General features: G+C 68.5%; 14 protein-coding genes. 6 read left to right on the top strand and 8 right to left on the bottom strand.

The features are described 5' to 3' along the window. Positions 1–1,163, top strand: a 1,163-nt coding sequence (locus ACFCZF_RS39680; RefSeq protein WP_376675797.1) for a hypothetical protein, incomplete at its 5' end; no start/stop codon positions are given. Between the two features lie 313 nt (positions 1,164–1,476). On the opposite strand, the gene ACFCZF_RS39675 is transcribed toward ACFCZF_RS39680, so the two are convergent. Together ACFCZF_RS39675 and ACFCZF_RS39670 are read right to left on the bottom strand one after the other, a co-directional pair. Beyond that, positions 1,477–2,352, bottom strand: coding sequence for a cyclase family protein (locus tag ACFCZF_RS39675; protein WP_376675796.1), 876 nt, complete (start codon positions 2,350–2,352; stop codon positions 1,477–1,479). A 113-nt stretch (positions 2,353–2,465) separates the two neighbouring features. Continuing rightward, positions 2,466–4,067 (bottom strand): FAD-dependent monooxygenase, encoded by a 1,602-nt coding sequence (locus ACFCZF_RS39670; protein WP_376675795.1) that lies wholly within the window; start codon positions 4,065–4,067, stop codon positions 2,466–2,468. A gap of 71 nt (positions 4,068–4,138) precedes the next feature. Between ACFCZF_RS39670 and ACFCZF_RS39665 the strand changes: the two genes are divergently transcribed. Next, positions 4,139–4,579 (top strand): MarR family winged helix-turn-helix transcriptional regulator, encoded by a 441-nt coding sequence (locus ACFCZF_RS39665; protein WP_376675794.1) that lies wholly within the window; start codon positions 4,139–4,141, stop codon positions 4,577–4,579. A 378-nt stretch (positions 4,580–4,957) separates the two neighbouring features. Here ACFCZF_RS39665 and ACFCZF_RS39660 read toward each other — a convergent pair whose 3' ends face one another. Next, positions 4,958–5,491: a hypothetical protein gene (locus tag ACFCZF_RS39660; protein WP_376675793.1), complete on the bottom strand. Its 534-nt coding sequence runs from the start codon at positions 5,489–5,491 to the stop codon at positions 4,958–4,960. A 206-nt stretch (positions 5,492–5,697) separates the two neighbouring features. Between ACFCZF_RS39660 and ACFCZF_RS39655 the strand changes: the two genes are divergently transcribed. Further along, positions 5,698–6,747, top strand: a complete 1,050-nt coding sequence (locus ACFCZF_RS39655; protein WP_376675792.1) for an ABC transporter permease — start codon at positions 5,698–5,700, stop codon at positions 6,745–6,747. Positions 6,748–6,805: 58 nt separating this feature from the next. Further along, positions 6,806–7,288, top strand: coding sequence for a MarR family winged helix-turn-helix transcriptional regulator (locus ACFCZF_RS39650; RefSeq protein WP_376675791.1), 483 nt, complete (start codon positions 6,806–6,808; stop codon positions 7,286–7,288). A gap of 285 nt (positions 7,289–7,573) precedes the next feature. Here ACFCZF_RS39650 and ACFCZF_RS39645 read toward each other — a convergent pair whose 3' ends face one another. After that, on the bottom strand, positions 7,574–10,492 hold the full coding sequence (locus tag ACFCZF_RS39645) for a LysM peptidoglycan-binding domain-containing protein (RefSeq protein ID WP_376675790.1): 2,919 nt from the start codon (positions 10,490–10,492) through the stop codon (positions 7,574–7,576). A gap of 5 nt (positions 10,493–10,497) precedes the next feature. Beyond that, a complete protein-coding gene (locus ACFCZF_RS39640; protein ID WP_376675789.1) occupies positions 10,498–10,860 on the bottom strand; it encodes a hypothetical protein in 363 nt (120 codons plus the stop codon). 301 nt (positions 10,861–11,161) lie between these two features. Between ACFCZF_RS39640 and ACFCZF_RS39635 the strand changes: the two genes are divergently transcribed. Next, positions 11,162–12,337: a hypothetical protein gene (locus ACFCZF_RS39635; RefSeq protein ID WP_376675788.1), complete on the top strand. Its 1,176-nt coding sequence runs from the start codon at positions 11,162–11,164 to the stop codon at positions 12,335–12,337. Positions 12,338–12,340: 3 nt separating this feature from the next. Here the strand turns inward: ACFCZF_RS39635 and ACFCZF_RS39630 are convergent, their stop codons facing one another. The 3 genes from ACFCZF_RS39630 to ACFCZF_RS39620 form a co-directional block, all read right to left on the bottom strand. Further along, complete coding sequence (locus tag ACFCZF_RS39630) at positions 12,341–12,985, bottom strand: hypothetical protein (RefSeq protein ID WP_376675787.1); 645 nt, start codon at positions 12,983–12,985, stop codon at positions 12,341–12,343. Between the two features lie 62 nt (positions 12,986–13,047). Beyond that, positions 13,048–13,413, bottom strand: coding sequence for a hypothetical protein (locus tag ACFCZF_RS39625; protein ID WP_376675786.1), 366 nt, complete (start codon positions 13,411–13,413; stop codon positions 13,048–13,050). A 402-nt stretch (positions 13,414–13,815) separates the two neighbouring features. Next, positions 13,816–14,448, bottom strand: a complete 633-nt coding sequence (locus ACFCZF_RS39620) for a hypothetical protein (RefSeq protein WP_376675785.1) — start codon at positions 14,446–14,448, stop codon at positions 13,816–13,818. A gap of 477 nt (positions 14,449–14,925) precedes the next feature. Here ACFCZF_RS39620 and ACFCZF_RS39615 point away from each other — a divergent pair, with 477 nt between their 5' ends. Continuing rightward, entirely contained in the window at positions 14,926–15,120 is a 195-nt protein-coding gene (locus tag ACFCZF_RS39615; RefSeq protein ID WP_376675784.1) for a hypothetical protein, read from the top strand. The last annotated feature ends 762 nt before the right edge of the window (positions 15,121–15,882 follow it).

Genomic DNA, 15,882 nt, shown 5'->3' with positions numbered 1-15,882 from the left:
TGCGGGAAGAGAACTTTCAGCAGACCAGAACCATGATCCCCCACCGGGAAGGGCTACCCCAAGATCGTCCACTTCACGGAAAGTGCCGAAGAGCCAGAACTACAAGGCCGTTGACAGCCGACCGCAGGAAGAGCGCCAAGCATGCCTCCACCGCGCACGAGAGGCTGCAGAGCGCGACCGCCGAACACGCTCGCGTGGAAGGCGCCCTCGATGAACTGCTCACCGAGCCTTCCGAGGACTGCACCCGCTGCGGCCGGCCCCTGCCCGAGCGGAAGCCGGGCCTGTGCCGCCAGTGCGGGCAGGCGTGCCAGGACACCGCCGATCAGCGCGAGCGGAAAATCGTCGCCGCCCGGGCGAAAGTCGAGCGTCTCCGGCTGAAACTTCAGCGGCTGGAGGAGGCCTTGGCCGCGGCCCTCGCGGCCGCCGAGCAGTCCGAGGACAGGGCGGCAGCCGCGCTCAAGGAACGCGACGCCTACGACCAGCACCACCTTCAGCCGGCTCGCACTACCGCCCAGCAGGCCGAGAAGTCCGCCCACGGGCTGAGCCGCGACGTCGCCCGGCTCAAACAGTGGCTGGAATCATCCGACTTCATCACAGCGCAGCAGCAGGTCATCGACGCCGCCAAGGCCGACATGGAGACGGCGAAAGACGCCCGCGATGCCGCACTCACCGCCCACGAGGTACGCCGCAAGGAAATCGTCGCTCGCTGGAGTGAACTCTTCTTGGCCCGGCTTCAGCAGATCAATCCCGACGTCGAGACTGCCTACATTGACCCCGCCGACTTCACCAGCCGTGTCAAGGAACGCGACCACCCAGACAAGACGTTCGCCGAGAGCTCGGTCGCCGGCAGCCCCAGAGTCGTCATCAACGTCGCGCTGCTGCTGGCGCTGCGCGAACTCGGCCGGATCGACACCGCCGTCCGCGTCCCACCTCTGGCAATCATCGACTCGCCGCTCGCCGACCTTGGAGCCGTGGACCAGGCCACCGGACTGCGGCTGGTCGACACCCTCATCGACGTCGCCGGCGACCCCTCGTCCGACGGGCACGCCTGTCAGGTCATCGCCGCCATCAACGATCCCCTCCCCCGACCCTATCCAGGCGTCCGCGAGATCCCCGTCGACACCGACAACCGGTTCTTCGACCACGCACCACGCAGCGCCTGAAACAGCCGCATGGCCGCGATCACGGCGACGTCCACGGGTCCGAACTCGCGCTTCTTGCGGACCGGCCGGTAGTCCGCGAGCCCGACGATCCCGACGGCCTGGTAGCGGCGCCGGTAGTTGGCGACCGTCTGAGCAGCAACTTTGTGACCGGCAGCTCAGCTCGGCGGTCTTGGCCCGCTGCCGGGCCGTCAACGAGCTGTCCGGCCCGTACTCGGGCCGCGGAGACGTCCCCAGCTCGGCAGCCGGCCACCAGCCCGTGCAGGACCTCCAGGATGTGCCCCTCCCGCCACAGGGCGTTGAGCTCGGTTCACGATCAGAAGATCGCGATCGGATTGACCGCGAGTCCCGTGGTGCCCGTGATGCGCGGTGGCGCGAGAACGAGCATGAAGCTCCACCGCTGCAGGAAGGCACACCGGTCGGCAAGGTCGTCAAGGTTGGCGGCGTCCACCAGCGGCAGCCCGAGCCGTGCCAGTGCGACCTGGTGCATCGGCATCGGGAAGCTCGGTGGGCGGGCGTCGCTGATATCGCCGATGTAGAGTGCCGCACCGTGCCTGTCCAGCCAGTCGACGGCGCTGAGGTCCAGCCCGGGGACGGGCTGCGTCATGGGCTGGTTCACGTCCCAGCCGCCGCGGACGACGATCGCGTCGCCTGGGTGCACCGACGTACCTGCTCGGTCGAGCGCCGCGTCGAGGTCTGTTCCGCTGACGCGGTGGTCCGCGTCGAGACTGCCGCGATAGGGGGCCAGGTCCAGGAGGATGCCCCGCGTGACGATGCCTCCAGCGGCGTGGTCGGCGGAGGCGTGGCGTACCCCGGTGGGTGTGACGGCGTCCTGCAGCGGGACGCCGGGATAGACCTCGTCGCCGACAGGAATGTGAGAGAGCGCGTCGAAGTGCGTCAGTCCGGCGTTGTGCGTGTTGATGAGCAGGGAGTCCGTGAGGGCCATGGGCCGGGCTCCGTTGAAGTTCACGACCTGCATCACGGGTGCAGGCATCGTGGCGGGACTCCCGACGGGCGCGAGGCCGGTGGTGAGCGGTATGGGGGTGGTGGGACGCGCAAGGCTCACCGAGGTCGCGTCGTGTACTTCGGCCGCGGCGCGTGACCGTGCCGCGTCGTCGATCAGGTTGAGCGCACCGATCTCGTCGGCGTCACCCCAGCGTCCCCAGTTGAGAGGCAGATCGTTCTCGGTCATCCGGATCTCTTTCCTCGTGTCCTGGGCTTCGCCGCAGCATCGGCCGCGGCGAAGCCCCACCGAATCCAACCGCCCTGCGTGCTTCCTGCAACTCGGAGCGCGGTATCCGTTGATCACGGGCGTGCCGGCTCCGGCGTGTGGAGGCTGGTCAGCCGGTTCAGGGCGGCACGGAGGCTGGTGCCCTTGGTGCCACGAGCGCTGAGGTAGCCGTCGGGGCGGACGAGGATCCAGTCCCCGTCGGTCGCGGCCAGTGTGTCGTGGACCCGGCCGTCGGGGTCCCACGCGCCATGACCGTTGTCCGGGCGCTCCCGGCTGATCGTCACGGTGTCCATCCAGGCCGGCAACGACCCGGCCTCGGCGGTGAGGTGATCCTGCCTGGTGGCGTCTTCGCTCCCGGTGAAGACGAGCAGGTGCCAGGCAGGTGACCTGAGCCTGGCCCGCAGGATGGTCCAGCCGGGTGACTGCGCGTCGGCGGCCGAGAGTTGCGTGAGCCGCTCGCCGGGTCGCGGACCCTCGCCCGGTTCGTGGCAGGGCACCGTCAGCGGGCTTTGGGGGTAGGAGATGGCCAGCCCCGACATGTCCCGGATGAGCTGGTGCTGGAAATCCCGAGCGGAGTCCACGGAGCCCGTGGTGCCGTGGGTGTTGTGGGCCGTGTCGGCCATGACGGTGTTCATGACCTCGCCGGTGGAGGTGAGCAGGGCCTGGCCGATGGGCACGCGCTCGGCGTCGTAGGTGTCGAGCAGCGTGGGGTCGGCGTGGCCGTGAATGACCATGGCCAGCTTCCATGCCAGGTTGTACGCGTCCTGGATGCCGGTGTTGAGGCCCTGTCCGGATGCCGGGGAGTGGACATGGGCCGCGTCCCCCGACACGAAGCACCGTCCGACGTGCATCGCGGGTACCGCGCGCTGCTGGATGCTGAACTTCGACGTCCAGCTGGGACTGTCCACGGCGGTGTCGCGCCCCAGGGCCTGTGACAGCTTGGTGCTGAACTGCCGGGCGATCTGCTCGGGGTTCTCCGTCTGTCCTTCGCCGGACGTGTCCAGCAGCCGCCACTTGCCCGGCTCCGGGAACGGGAACAGCATCAGCGCGCCGCCCGGCGGGAACAGCCAGTGCACGCCGTCGATGTCCACATCGGTGTGCACGATCGCATCGGCGATCAGCCACGTGTGGGCGGGTTCACCCGTCAGGGGGAGCTGGAGGGTCTTGCGGACGGTCGAGTGCCCGCCGTCACAGCCCCACAAGTACCGTGCGCGCACGGTGTCTTCGGTGCCGTCGCCACTGCGCAGCACGGCCGTGACGGCGTCGTCGTCGTACTGGAACGACTCCAGCTTCGTGTTCCACTCCACCGCGACCCCGGCTGACGCGGCATCTCCACGAAGGACGCGTTCGATGATCACCTGATCGACGTTGAACATGTATGGGAAGCGCGTCGGCAGACCGGCGAAGTCGAAGTCGAGCCGGTTCGGACGGCCGTCCTGATGGATGACGAACGTGTTGATCCGCGTTCCGTGCGGCGTGATCTCGCCGAGAATCCCGAGCTGGTCGTAGATCTCCAGGCTCCGGGCGTGGGAACCCAGCGCGCGGCTGGTGGTCGCGGGGCCCGTCGCGGCATCCACCAGGCGAACCGACACCCCCGACCGTGCCAGCCGTGATGCCGCCATCAGTCCGACTGGACCGGCCCCTGCCACGAGGACATCGGCGTCATAGCCTGTCATGCGACCACGCTCCCTGCGTTAGCTTTGCTGACGCAGGGACGGTACCCCACGAGCGAGGAGACCCGCGAACCATGACGGCTGAGGACTGCCCGGAGGCATATCTGCCGCTGCCCGCACTCCTGCAACGAGGTGTCCGATGGTTCTCCGATGAGCTCACGTCGCGCCTGGAAGCCGCGGAAGTGGCCCCCGTGACACCGGCGCACACGACCGTGCTCGCGCACCTCCGCCATGACACGTCCCTGAGCATCGCCGAGCTGGCCCGCCGTGCCGGCGTCACCCGCCAGACGATGCACCGCGCCGTCACGCAGCTCATCGACGAAGGTCTCCTGACCAGCACGCCGGGGCCCGGGTTTCCGCGCAGTACCCTCATCCGGCTGACCGACGCCGGATGCCGGCGCCGTGACGTCGCCCTGGGAATTCTCCGTGACCTGGAAGAGGAGCTCGCCTGCCGGCTGGGACCCGCGACCGTGGCGGAGCTTCGCGGCACCCTGACGCGAGCGTGGCCGCGCTGAAGGAGCACCCATGCCCCCGGCGTCAACTGCGACGACGCCCACCGCAGGCCGCGCAGCAGACGTTCTCTGCAGAGCGCGACCCGCGAGATCAGTACCACCGGCCGCTCCAGCGCGACGTCCTCAGCGATCAGGACGCGGCCGTGCTGTTCCCGCCTGCCCGTTCGCAGTTCGACTTTGCGGGCGCGCCCGCCGACTACCTCGATGACGAACGTTCGGGCAGCGGGCGGCAGGGACGTTACTTGAAAGTCGATCTTGCGGTGTGCGTGTACTGGTGCGGCAGAGCGCGGATCTGTTCCTTCGAGCGCGGCGCGCTATTTTGCGGCCGTTTCCTTCCTCTGTCGTCGGTACGTGTGCTGTGCCAGATGGCGCCTTCCCGCTTCACGTACCGGGGCGGCCACGAAGGAGGACCGGTTCGAGGTGGCCGGGGAAGAGGAGCGTGCGGCCCTGGTCCGGCGGCTGCGACTGAGCCACATCGCGCTCTATTCGCGGCGGGCGAGCCGGTTCGCCGCGAGCCCGGGAAGGGTGCCGCGGACGCGGCCGGGTGTGCAGGTCGTCAGAGGTTGGCCGAACGAGCGCCAGGAGTCCGTCGAGCGCCCAGCGTGCGATGGCGTCGCCGCCAAGGTCGGGCGGGCTATAGGGGTAGGTGACGTGGCCTGTGGCCTCCGCGAAGAACGGGGCCGGCTCGGCTTCGGTGCCGCCGGCCATCCGGCGCCAGTAGGGGGAGGCGCTCAGCGGTACGAGGGCGACGACTTCGGGAGAGGCCGCAGCGAGCAGCCGCGAGGTGCTGTATCCGACGTAGTCCTGCTTCTCCCGGCCGAAGGGAATCAGGATGCCGATGCGGTCGTCCGAGGCGTCCCGGGGGCCGAAGGGCGACAGACGCCCCTCCGGAGACCAGAGGTGTGCGCAGAGCATGAGGCCGGTCAGGCGCCCTCCATCACCAGGACCACACCCCAGCGGCCTGACCGTGTCGCACGCTCGTGGGCCGCCGAGCGCGCTATGCACGTGCTGTCGCGAACTGCGTCTGCGCTCCGCTCGCCCCAGGACCTACAATAAGGCACCTTATAGTTTCAGGTAGAATTAGAAGGTACCTGATAGTGAGAGAACAGAGGCTCCCTTTCATGCCTGAACACACCACCCACGCCGGCCCGCGTCCCACGTCCCCGCGCCATGTGATGGACGGCGCGCCCGCGCAGCAAGGCGTCACCGGACTGACAGGTGTCCTGCTCCCGGTCGCGATTGTGCTGGTCATCGGTTCCCTCTTCGTCAGCGTCTTCCTGGCCGCGTTCCACGCCCCCCAGCCCCACGGCCTGCCGGTCGCAGTCGTCGGCACCGACGCGCAGACCGAGCGGGTCACCGGCGGCCTGGAGCGCACTCTGCCCGGCGGGTTCGAAGTGAAGGGCTACGCCGACGAGGGCTCCGCTCGGCAGGCCGTACGGGAGCGCACGGTCTACGCCGCCTACCTGATCGGCGACGGCGCCTCGTCCGAGCTGCTGTACGCCGGGGCCAACGGCCCGACCGTGACCTCCACCGTCGTCAGCGCCTTCTCCGAAGTCGCCCAAGCCAGCGGTGACCGTCTCATCCAGCAGGACATCGTCCCCGCCTCGGCCGGCGACAGCCGGGGCATGTCCGTCTTCTACGCCGGTTTCGGCATCGTCCTGGCGGGCTTCCTGTTCGGTATGATGACCTACCAGATGGCGCCGCGTCTGCAGTACCGCTGGCGGATGGTGAGCCTGGGCGCGTTCAGCGTGCTCGGCGGTGTCATCGTGGCTCTGATCACCGGCAGCCTCGGGTTCGCGGCGCTGCCCGGCCCCTTCCTGGGAATCGCCGGAGTCGTCGCCCTGATAGCTGCGGCCGTCGGCGGCACGACCATGGCCTTCATGCGACTGTTCGGCAGGGCCGGCATGTCGCTGGCCTCAGTCGTCTTGTTGACCTTCGGAAACGCGACCAGTGGTGGCACACTGCCCGCCGCCTACCTCCCGGACTGGCTGCAGCCGCTGTCCGAGATCCTTCCGGTGGGAGTCGGTGTGCGCGCCCTGCAGGGTCTGTCGCACTTCGACAACGACGGCCTGCTCGTCGGCGTCCTGGTCCTCGCGGCATGGGCCCTGGTCGCCGCGGCGACGCTGTACTGGCGCGACTCACACAGCCCTCGCCGCAAGGTCACCGTGTGACGGGGTGGCCGAAAACTGCTTCCGCAGGGCGCAACATACTCGTTCTTAGACTGGAGGTGTGACGGACACCGTGTTTCCCACCATCGGATACCTAGCCTGGCAGGCCTCGCAGAACATTGCCGCAAAGCTGGAGCGGGAGCTGCGGGCGCTGGACCTGACGCTGGCGCAGTACAACGCCCTGCTGCACACCGTGCGCAGTCCGGGGCTCTCCTCGGCGGACATTGCGCGCCGTTCCGGCCTCACGGCCCAGTCGATGGGGGCCGCGGTGAACCAACTCATCGGGCGAGGACTCCTGCGCCGGGAGCCGCATCCGACGAGCCGCCGCAGCATGTGCCTGTTCGCCACCGATGAGGGGCATGCCGCAGGCACCCGTGCCGACGCTGTCGCCGACCGCATCACAGCCGAGACGACCTCCCACTTCTCGGCAGCGGACAATATGACTCTGCGCCATCTGCTGTACCGCCTGGTCGAGGAACTGAATCCGGACTCCCTCGTTCCCGGCGCACGGCCACAGGCCCTGACCGGGCCGGAGGGGCCGTGAGCGGCAGGTCTCGCCAAGGTCAGCTCGCGGGCCGGTGAGCTGAGGAAACCCCTGGAACAGGTAGGGACCGGCCCCAGAGACCATCGAGTAGCCCGGCGCGTGCCGCCGCCTACGGACCGCGGTCCATCAAGACCAGATGGTCCGGCTCCAGCCAGGACTCGTAGCCGACGTGGTCCCGGGCGGTCACGCCTCGGCCTGCTGGTTTAAGACGGACGCTCAAAGTAGGCCCGAGCGAGCTGGGGTGACTTACCACAAATGGGGGCTACCGCATTGTGCGTGCGAGCTTCACATCGTTTGGGGCAGTTGTTGTACTTGCGCGCTCTTCTCCCCGGCCTCGGGGGTGGATTGGTCCTTCAGCTCTTGGTGCTCTGCCTCGATCGGCATGGACGAGATCTGCGGTGGGGACACATCTGGGTCGTCCGCCGTCTCATGCGTTTGCAGCAGTTTGCCGTGGGCGATGCGGTGCAGCAGGTCCCAGCCGCGGTGAGTGATCACTGTGTCGCGCCAATGCGATGGCCCCTGCGAGAGACCGTGCTCCTTGTTGAAGCGGGCGACCGCTTGGCTGGTGGCGGTGCCGTAGTGATCACTGTCCACCGCCCAGCCAGGCAGGTAACCGGCTTGCTTGAGGACCGCTTGGAGCTCTCGCACACTGGGATGCGTGCGTTCAGGCAGGAGTCTGCGTGGGAAGGGCGGAGGGACGAATCGGTTTCCTTCGCTTTCAAAGGGAACGCGGAGCTGCTGGCCTGCCTGCAGGTGGAAGGGTACGGGCAGGTCATTGGCTTCGACGATGCCTGCCCAGCGCACGCCGTAGCGCGTGGCGATGCTGTAGACAGTGTCGTCGTCCTTGACGACGTATACCGCGTGATCGTGCGGCGAGGGTGTCCGGCGTTTCCTGTCGGGCCATCCGTTTCTGGGCCACCAGAACGTCAATGCCTGCCAGATGGTCTCCTTCTGTGCGCTGCGCAGGCTCTTCAGCGCGTCGACGAAGTCTTTGGACTGGCGGGCATCGTACTCAAGTCGTTGGGCGCATCCGGTCAGCGAGCGTTCTTCGAGGGCGATCACCAGGCGGGCCTGACGGTGGGGGTCCCAGTCGCGGACCGTGGCGGCGAGGACGCGGTTGGTCCGGATTCCGGCTGACAGTGTCTCCAGTGAGGCGATGAGTGCTGTCACGTCGGTGACGGAGCGGTCGTCGATACTGCACGCCAGGTCGGCCTTGACCGGCAGAATGGTGTCGAAGGCCCTGGCCAGGTGGGCGATGTCGAGTGGTGGACAAGTGCGCCACAGCGTACGCAGGGCGTGATCGTCGGTGAACGGCGAGCGGTCTGTGTCCAGGTAGTTGAGCATGATGCCGGTATGACCAGGTGGGCGGTCGCGCACCGTGTTCCACAGGACGTGGGCGGCGTCGGCGTTCTGGCCCACTTCGTCGAGGACCTGGATGAGGTGGGCGACGTCGTGGGGAGCGGACGTGCGGACGGCTTCGTCGAGCAGGGCAGGCATGTCTTGGCGGGTGGAGGAGGCGTTCAGTGTCTGGGTGATTTCGATGAATTCCGCTCTGGTCCGCAGCCGGGCTGCTTCCAGTGCGGCGGCCAGTGCGTGCTGGTGCTGTCCTACGGCCAGCAGGTGGGTGATGAGCAGGCTGGTCTCGGTGGCGGTGCTGTTCTGGACGGCCAGGCGGCGTCCGAGTGCGGCTGCGTCGGTGAGGCGCACCAGTTGCAGGGCGGCGATGAGTTCGCCTGTGTGCTCGGGTCCGCGGTGTCCTATGCCGGTGTGGAAGATGTCCTCGGCGATGTGCTGGTGTCCGTCCCGGTAGAGCCAGGTGATCATTTCGGCGGTGTCGGTGGCGGTGCGGCTGCGGGCGGCCGAGGTGATCAGTTCCAGCGCGTGGTGGGGGTGCTGGTGTTCGTGCATGCGCTCGAAGAGGTGGATGACGTCGGCGATGGGCCGGTGTTGTGCCAGGGTCTGCATGACGGGTTCGAGGAGTTCGTCGAGTTCGCCCCGGCAGGCCAGGTCTGTCAGGTCGAGGGTCTCGTCGAGGGCGCGCGTGACGGCGAATGCGGAGAGCAGGACGGTGGTGTGGTCGCGCAGGCCGGTGCGGATCAGGGCAGTGGCCAGGCGCACGGTGTCCGCGGCGGGCTTGAGTTCGGCCGTCAGGCGCAGCAGGGCCACCGCTCCGTCCTCGGCGGGCGTGGCCAGGAGTTGCTCGAGGAGGTCGGCGCATTCCTGGACGGTGCGGGCGGCTACGAGGGCGGGCAGGGCAGCCTCTATGTGGCGCTGGCAGCCGGCCTGGTAGAGGGCGGCGAACAGGCGCACCAGGTCGGCGACCGGGCGGTGCTGCAGGGCAGTGTGGACCATCTCGGTCGCGGTGGCCGGGCGGTGTTCGCTCAACCCGCTGATCTGCGCCACCAGCACCGGCACCGGCACGGTGCGGGATGCGTCCAGGGCGCGGGCGACGTCCGCAATCGGGGCGTGGCCTTCCGGCGCAGGCTGGTAGGCGTTGTTGCGGGCGAACGGCCAGGAGCCCAGGCTGTTGCGGCACAGGCTCTGCGGGCGAGGACGGCCCTTGACCTGCAGGCGCCGGGCGAGCTGGTCGAAGACGGCGTCCAGGTCGAGGAACTCGTTCGGGGAGGCGACGCCGCCTCGCAACAGCTCGAGGAGTTCGCCGGTGAAGGCGGTGTGGGGCTCGCCGGGCGGGGACAGGGCCACAGCGGTCTCCGCCGCGGCCGCCATCAGATAGGTGCCGTCGATCTCAGCGAGTGCCGCGACCGACTCGGACTGCACACCGAAGGCACGGGCGCTGTAGCAGCAGTCGAGGATCACGATCCGGCGAGCGGCACCGCTCGTCTCGATGGACCGCTTGATCCACTCATAGGGCACGGCCGTGTCGAAGACGGAATCCCGGTCGCTGTCGGGGACAGCCAGGTGCAGCAGGCCGGTACCGGGGTCAATGAGCCCGTGACCTGCATAGTAGACCAGCAGGGTGTCCGTGGCCTCACGGGCGGCCGCCCGGACGGCAACGGACACCTCGCGTGGGGAGGCCGGGTCCACCAGTGTCTGGCAGTGCTCCGCGGCCAGATGCAGCACCGGGTCACCCAACAGGCCCCGCAATGCGGGGACGTTGGCCTGCACCGCCGGGAGGTCGTCCAGTGCCGTGAAAGTGCTGGCCCCTACCAGAACCGCCCTGGACGCGAACGCCGGATCATGCATGTCCGCTACGCCCGCTCCCGCTCCAGTTCGGCGAGCAGACGCCCAGCCTCCTCGCCTGCTGCTCCGGTCAGGACGATCCGGGTGCCGTCGGGGCGTTCGACGACGAGTGTCGGCGTTCCCGGCCGGCTGCGCCGCCATGCGGCGACCGCCACCGCGAGCGAAGCAGCGTTGAAGCCCGTCCCGAGTACCAGGCTGAGCACGTCGATGAGGCCGCCTTGCGCCCCAGGAACTGCCGCGGTGCCCGATCCCAACGCGGGGCAGGCGTGCCGGCGGCATGCCGCATCAGCCAGCAGCCACTCGTACAGCGACCGCAGCTGTCTCTCCGAGTCGGCAGTCTCCTTCTGGTCAACGCCGATCACGACGTCCACGAGCACCAACTCCTCATTGTTCTCCCTGCGTTCACTCTTCCAGACGTTTCAGCACCTCCGGTAGTTCCCGGACATCTCGTCCACCGGGGCGACGGCGCACCGGCTTCCTCTTCCTTGACGGCGTCGCGTCGGTGGGGACGCCTCGGGCACCTGGCCGAACTGAAGGTGGGCCGCCTCGCAGAAAGCTCCGTGGCCCGGCGGACGAAGGATCTGCGGCCCGGCGGCTCCACCGCGGTGCGACGCAGACGCCCTCCTCGCGGTCCTCTTTCCACGCCCTGCACCGGGACCTACTGTCGTTGCCATGGCCAACGGGGTGTTCCACACCGGGCACGGCATCGAGATCAACTTGACGTATGAGGATCTCGGCAACCCGGGCTATGCCGGGCTGCTGGAGGAGATCACCCAGCCCGTCGATCAGCGCGCCAGGAACCTGCTGCAGTGCCTGAAGGATCACAGGGGCGAGCCTTGCCAGTGCGCTCTGGCCGGCAAATCACCGTGGATGTTCGTGCGGCGCCGGCGCAGCCACGGGCAGGTCACGTGGGTGGCGGCGCATCTGCCCCTCACCCATGCGGCGACACCGCAGGAGAGCGACAAGCACAAGGCGATGAAGGAGCGGATCGCGCGCACGGCAGCGCGGCACGGGCTGGGTGTGGAGACCGAGGCCCGGTCGCCCGACGGGCGGGTCGTCACCGATGTGCTGGTGACGGGAGCGGGCGCACGCGTCGGGTGGGAGGCCCAGTACTCCCCCATCACCGCCAACACCGTACGGCGGCGCTCCGCCAAGGCCCGCGAGCGCAACATCGCGCCGCTGTGGGTGACGTCCGACGACTCTTCTGCCCTGATTGACCGTGCCCCGTGGACGCGTGTCGACGACGTGCCCTGGCAGCGCATCGTCTCCCCGCTTGCCCTCATCATCCGCGGCGGGGTCCGGCACCTGCAGATCTGGAAATGCACTCCCAGCAGCGAGCGCCCCTGCCCCACAGCAGGTGGCGCCTGCAGGATGTGGCACAGCGGCTGGTTCCTGCCCGCCCTGTGCATTTCTCAGGAACGTGCCACCGCACTGGACGAGCTCGTCGTCACCAGCGCTGACGGCGAACACCTGCCGGTGCGCTCCCGCGACCCGCAGGACGCGCGGCGCACCTCCTACCTGTGGGCCCTTGCGCGCGACGTCGGCCGCTGGCGCGAGATCACCGCAGAGACCGGCGACACCCACGAGCCCGGCCCGGTCGACGACGAGCCGGTCACCTACCGCGAGCAGGAACTCACCTTCGGCCACGCCCCCGCCGATGCCCTCCTGCAGCCCTTGAGGCCTGTTGCCCTGCGCCTGTCACCGCGCGAGCGCCTCGTGGTCGCAGCGGAACTGAGGTGCCCGCCCTGGGAGGTAGGGCCCTGCATGCTGTGTGCTGCCCCCATCCACCGCTACGGGCCCCGAAGCCCCAAGGTATGCCCCGCCTGCCGCATGACTACCAGCTCCTGACCGCTAACGGCGGACACCGCGGCCGGGAACGTGCATGCGGCAGCCCCTGGCGTGGCCTGGAGATGGTTCGCCTGCCTCCACGGACGCATCGGCCGGGGCGCGGTGAGACCCGGGCGTGCCCAGCATCGGTACGTGGCGACCAGCTGCTCCGGGCGCGTAGACCGCAGCGTCCTGGGCCAGGTCGTCGGTGTTCACGTCTGAGCAGAACGCCTTCCAGCGCTGGAACCAGTTATCTGTGCGGGTGATCTGGTGCGGCTGCGATAATGAGGAGCAAGCAGCAGATGCGGCCGTGGGAACAGCAGACGCACCCGGCCCGCCCGACAGGAACATGCGATCCGGGGGACCGTACCGCAGAAGCTCGACGCCGCCCAGCGCATCGGGGCGATCGGAGAGGACCGGTTCCGGCTCTCCTGCCAGGAGAACTTCATCATCCCCAACAAGGTCGACCACGACTTCGGGTTCGACTTCCTGTGCCAGCCGGGCCTGGCCGCGGCCTTCGGCGGGACCGGTTCGGTATCCGGGGTTTTCGTCGGCTTCAGCGTCCGCGCGGCGGATCGGGACGACGGGCGGATCAGGCTGAACCGTGCGGATGCCGAGTGCCTGCTGGCAGCTCAGTTCCCGACGGGTCTCGCCCCAGTGCAGCTGCACGGGCCGAAGTCCGCAGCCGTCTATTTGACAGCGTCGTCCCGCCGAGGAGGTGACTCCTCAAGTCATGAGCAACGACGAGGTGCTGCGGCCGAGTCGGCCGCGCGCTCGACCGCATCCAGCAGCCCGCCGAGTGCCCGCGCCGCGGCCGCGAGCTGTGGATGGTCGCGCCAGGCGTTTGCTCGGCCATGGGCGCGTTCGTCCAGCCTGAGAAGATGGGCGGCGTAGAACTCGCGGCCTGCTGCGGTGGCCTCGTAGAACTGGCAGTCATCGTCTCGCTGCGTACCTGTCGGGATCGGAGCGATCAGACCGGCCCGAAGCATCAGGTACGCATGCCGGTCGAGCGCCAACAGCGAGCCGAAGTAGCGAGTGTCGTGACCCTCCACTGCCCCGCGCAGCAGCCCCAGTTCGTGAAGCGGCAGGTTCTCCACAGTGCCCTCCTCGATCGCTTGCCAGTGTCCCATGGACGAGCCGAATGGATGAGTGCGCCAGCCGCTGCGCTGTGCTTGGCGGCGCGGTCTGCGGCGCGCCTGCGGTCCCGCGCCGCCGTCTTCTGTCACTGCCTGCGTGTGGGCGGGCTGGCCCCCTCCGCCCCTGCGGCGTGCGAGTGCCTCACCTCTGCACCTGCCCGCCAGGCCGTCCGGATGCGGTGACGGTGGTGAGTGCAGTCGCACCGACCGTCACAACGGGAACGATCGCTTCCGAGCAGTGGACGAGCGCCAGAACTACGACAGCGACCATTGACGTCAACGCGGTGAGGGCGCCGATCAGGCTGAGCCACCGCGAAGCTGACGCCGGCACGACGTCGTGGGGGCTCACGACGGGTTCCCCTTTCATGTCCCCTGCGCCGATCGCGGCTTTCCAGCGGCCCCATGCTTGCGCTGCCGGTCACCCAGCCGGGACAACTTGCGTCGCACCCGCTCACCGAGCTGCTTCGGGTCTGCGGCGCCGCTCCGTCGCGCGGCCTCGGTCCAACTGCGGACGGAAGAGTCACGGACATAGGGGAGGGCGACATCCCGCTCATCCGGGTCGAGCGCAGCCAGGACCTCCCTTACACGCGGATCATTGATGGTCTGGTCGGTGCAGGATCCGTACGGCCGGACCGTGTCGGCTGCCAGGCCGCCGAGGGTGAGTCCGTCCGTGGTCGGTGCGTCGAGCAGGGCCACCCGGCGGCCCTTGACCTTGTGCTCCCACAGTGGTTGGAGCTGGGCGTGGGTCCGTTCGGCCTCCCGTTTGACGTGCCGGGGGATCAGGAGTCCGGCGTCGTTTTCGTGCAGCATCGGGACCCAGTCGCCCATCAGCGCCATGGAGGCGGCCTCTCGCCACTCGGGCCTGTTCACGCCGCGGATGCCCAGTGTGTGGCGTGCAACGTGTTCGACCACCTCGTGATACCCGTGCACTGCCGCGTGCTGGCCCTCCAGCAGGCTGGTCACCGGCCCGTGGAACAGCACGTACCGCCGTGCCATCTCCACCGCTACGGCCCCCAGTACCGCCTGCTCGTGGCCGGACAGAATTTGCGGGGCGGAAAGGTATGCGTCCGCATCGAGAGCCGAGTGGTGATGTTGGCGACGGGATACTGCAGATCGATGTAGTCGAGACCCTCGACTCCCACGGGCGGCGGCACGGGACGTAATGCGCCCACAGTCTGTACTCCTCCTGCTAGGTAGCGGTCTGGAAGGGCGGTGAAGCCCTACTACAAGGCCCGGCAGATGCCTCTTTCAGCACTGCCCCGTCAAAAAGTGATACGGATCACACACATCCTGATCGTGCTGGACCGGACGTGACACTCCCCCGCCTAAAGGCGGGGGCTTCTCGGCTTACGCCGGGAGGTTTCCTACTTCGTCGCCGACTGCCCGCCCGGAGTACTCCGTTGAGGTCTTCGAGCAGCGTGGGCGTGCGGCCTTCCGTCCACCGTCACGGTTGCCGCTCCTACGCTCCAGCACATGCTGGATCCCGATGTACTGGGGAGGGATCACCACGCTGTACTGAGCGGATTCGAGCAGCAGTTGGTCAAGCGACTGCCGGAGGTGCGGGCCGGGCGGGACGCGCTCGAGCGCACGAGGTTCGAACTCCAGCTTCCCCACGAACGGTGGTCAATACCGTTGCACCCCGGCCTCGCCCTGGAGTACGCCCAATAGCCACAACAACCAGCCATGCACCCCATCGAGCCCGCCTCGACCCGCCCGGCTCACCACGGCTCGAGCACAGATGCGCCACCACTCCCCTACCCCGTCCTGAGCAAAAGAGGAGCAGGCCGCGTTAAAATGACCAAGTCACGAAGGATAGCGCCCGCGCAAGCGGGAATGACCCCCGCGCTGCGGCCTGGCTCGCCTCGGTACTCCGTAGCGCCCGCGCGAGCGGGGATGACCCGGTCATGGCCGGCTCCTACTACCGCGAGGACCTCTGGAGCTCGCGCGAGCGGGAGTGACTCGACCATCAGTAAGAAGACGAACAAGCGGAAGACTTAGCGCCCGCACGAGCGGCGGCACCCCGGGGCGCCATCGGGTTGCCACTCTCCCGGAACGGACGGCGGACACCGCGGCCGGACACGTACATGCGGCAGCCCTTACCGTGGCCTGGAGATCGCTCGCCTGCCGCCACGGAAGAGTCGACCCGGGCACGGTGAGACCGGGGCGTGCCCAGCATCGGTACCGTGGCGGCCAACTGCTCCGGGTGCTCAGAGCCGGAGCGCCCGGAACTAGGTCGTCGGTGTTCACGTCTTCGAAAGCGCCTGCGCGAGCAGGAGTGCCCCGTTCGCGTGTGTACTGGCCGGCCGGAGCGGAGAGCAGGGCCCGCGCGAGCGGGGGTGGGCCTTGACCCCGAATCCTGAACACGGGTTATGCGGCTGGTGCAAGCGTAGTTGGTGTGAGGTGGAAGGCGTTCTCGAAGGCGATCGGTGA

It is taken from the genome of Streptomyces sp. NPDC056296 (assembly GCF_042268605.1).
Classification (GTDB): domain Bacteria; phylum Actinomycetota; class Actinomycetes; order Streptomycetales; family Streptomycetaceae; genus Streptomyces.
This window is presented reverse-complemented; position numbering and strand designations above follow the sequence as displayed.

What these genes read in the sequence shown, in the direction of transcription:
- ACFCZF_RS39635 (WP_376675788.1), top strand. Translation starts at nt 11,162, where the DNA reads ATGGCCAACGGGGTGTTCCACACCGGGCACGGCATCGAGATCAACTTG.
- ACFCZF_RS39660 (WP_376675793.1), bottom strand. Translation starts at nt 5,491, where the DNA reads ATGCTCTGCGCACACCTCTGGTCTCCGGAGGGGCGTCTGTCGCCCTTC.
- ACFCZF_RS39645 (WP_376675790.1), bottom strand. Translation starts at nt 10,492, where the DNA reads ATGCATGATCCGGCGTTCGCGTCCAGGGCGGTTCTGGTAGGGGCCAGC.
- ACFCZF_RS39615 (WP_376675784.1), top strand. Translation starts at nt 14,926, where the DNA reads ATGCTGGATCCCGATGTACTGGGGAGGGATCACCACGCTGTACTGAGC.
- ACFCZF_RS39675 (WP_376675796.1), bottom strand. Translation starts at nt 2,352, where the DNA reads ATGACCGAGAACGATCTGCCTCTCAACTGGGGACGCTGGGGTGACGCC.
- ACFCZF_RS39665 (WP_376675794.1), top strand. Translation starts at nt 4,139, where the DNA reads ATGACGGCTGAGGACTGCCCGGAGGCATATCTGCCGCTGCCCGCACTC.
- ACFCZF_RS39620 (WP_376675785.1), bottom strand. Translation starts at nt 14,448, where the DNA reads ATGGCACGGCGGTACGTGCTGTTCCACGGGCCGGTGACCAGCCTGCTG.
- ACFCZF_RS39655 (WP_376675792.1), top strand. Translation starts at nt 5,698, where the DNA reads ATGCCTGAACACACCACCCACGCCGGCCCGCGTCCCACGTCCCCGCGC.
- ACFCZF_RS39670 (WP_376675795.1), bottom strand. Translation starts at nt 4,067, where the DNA reads ATGACAGGCTATGACGCCGATGTCCTCGTGGCAGGGGCCGGTCCAGTC.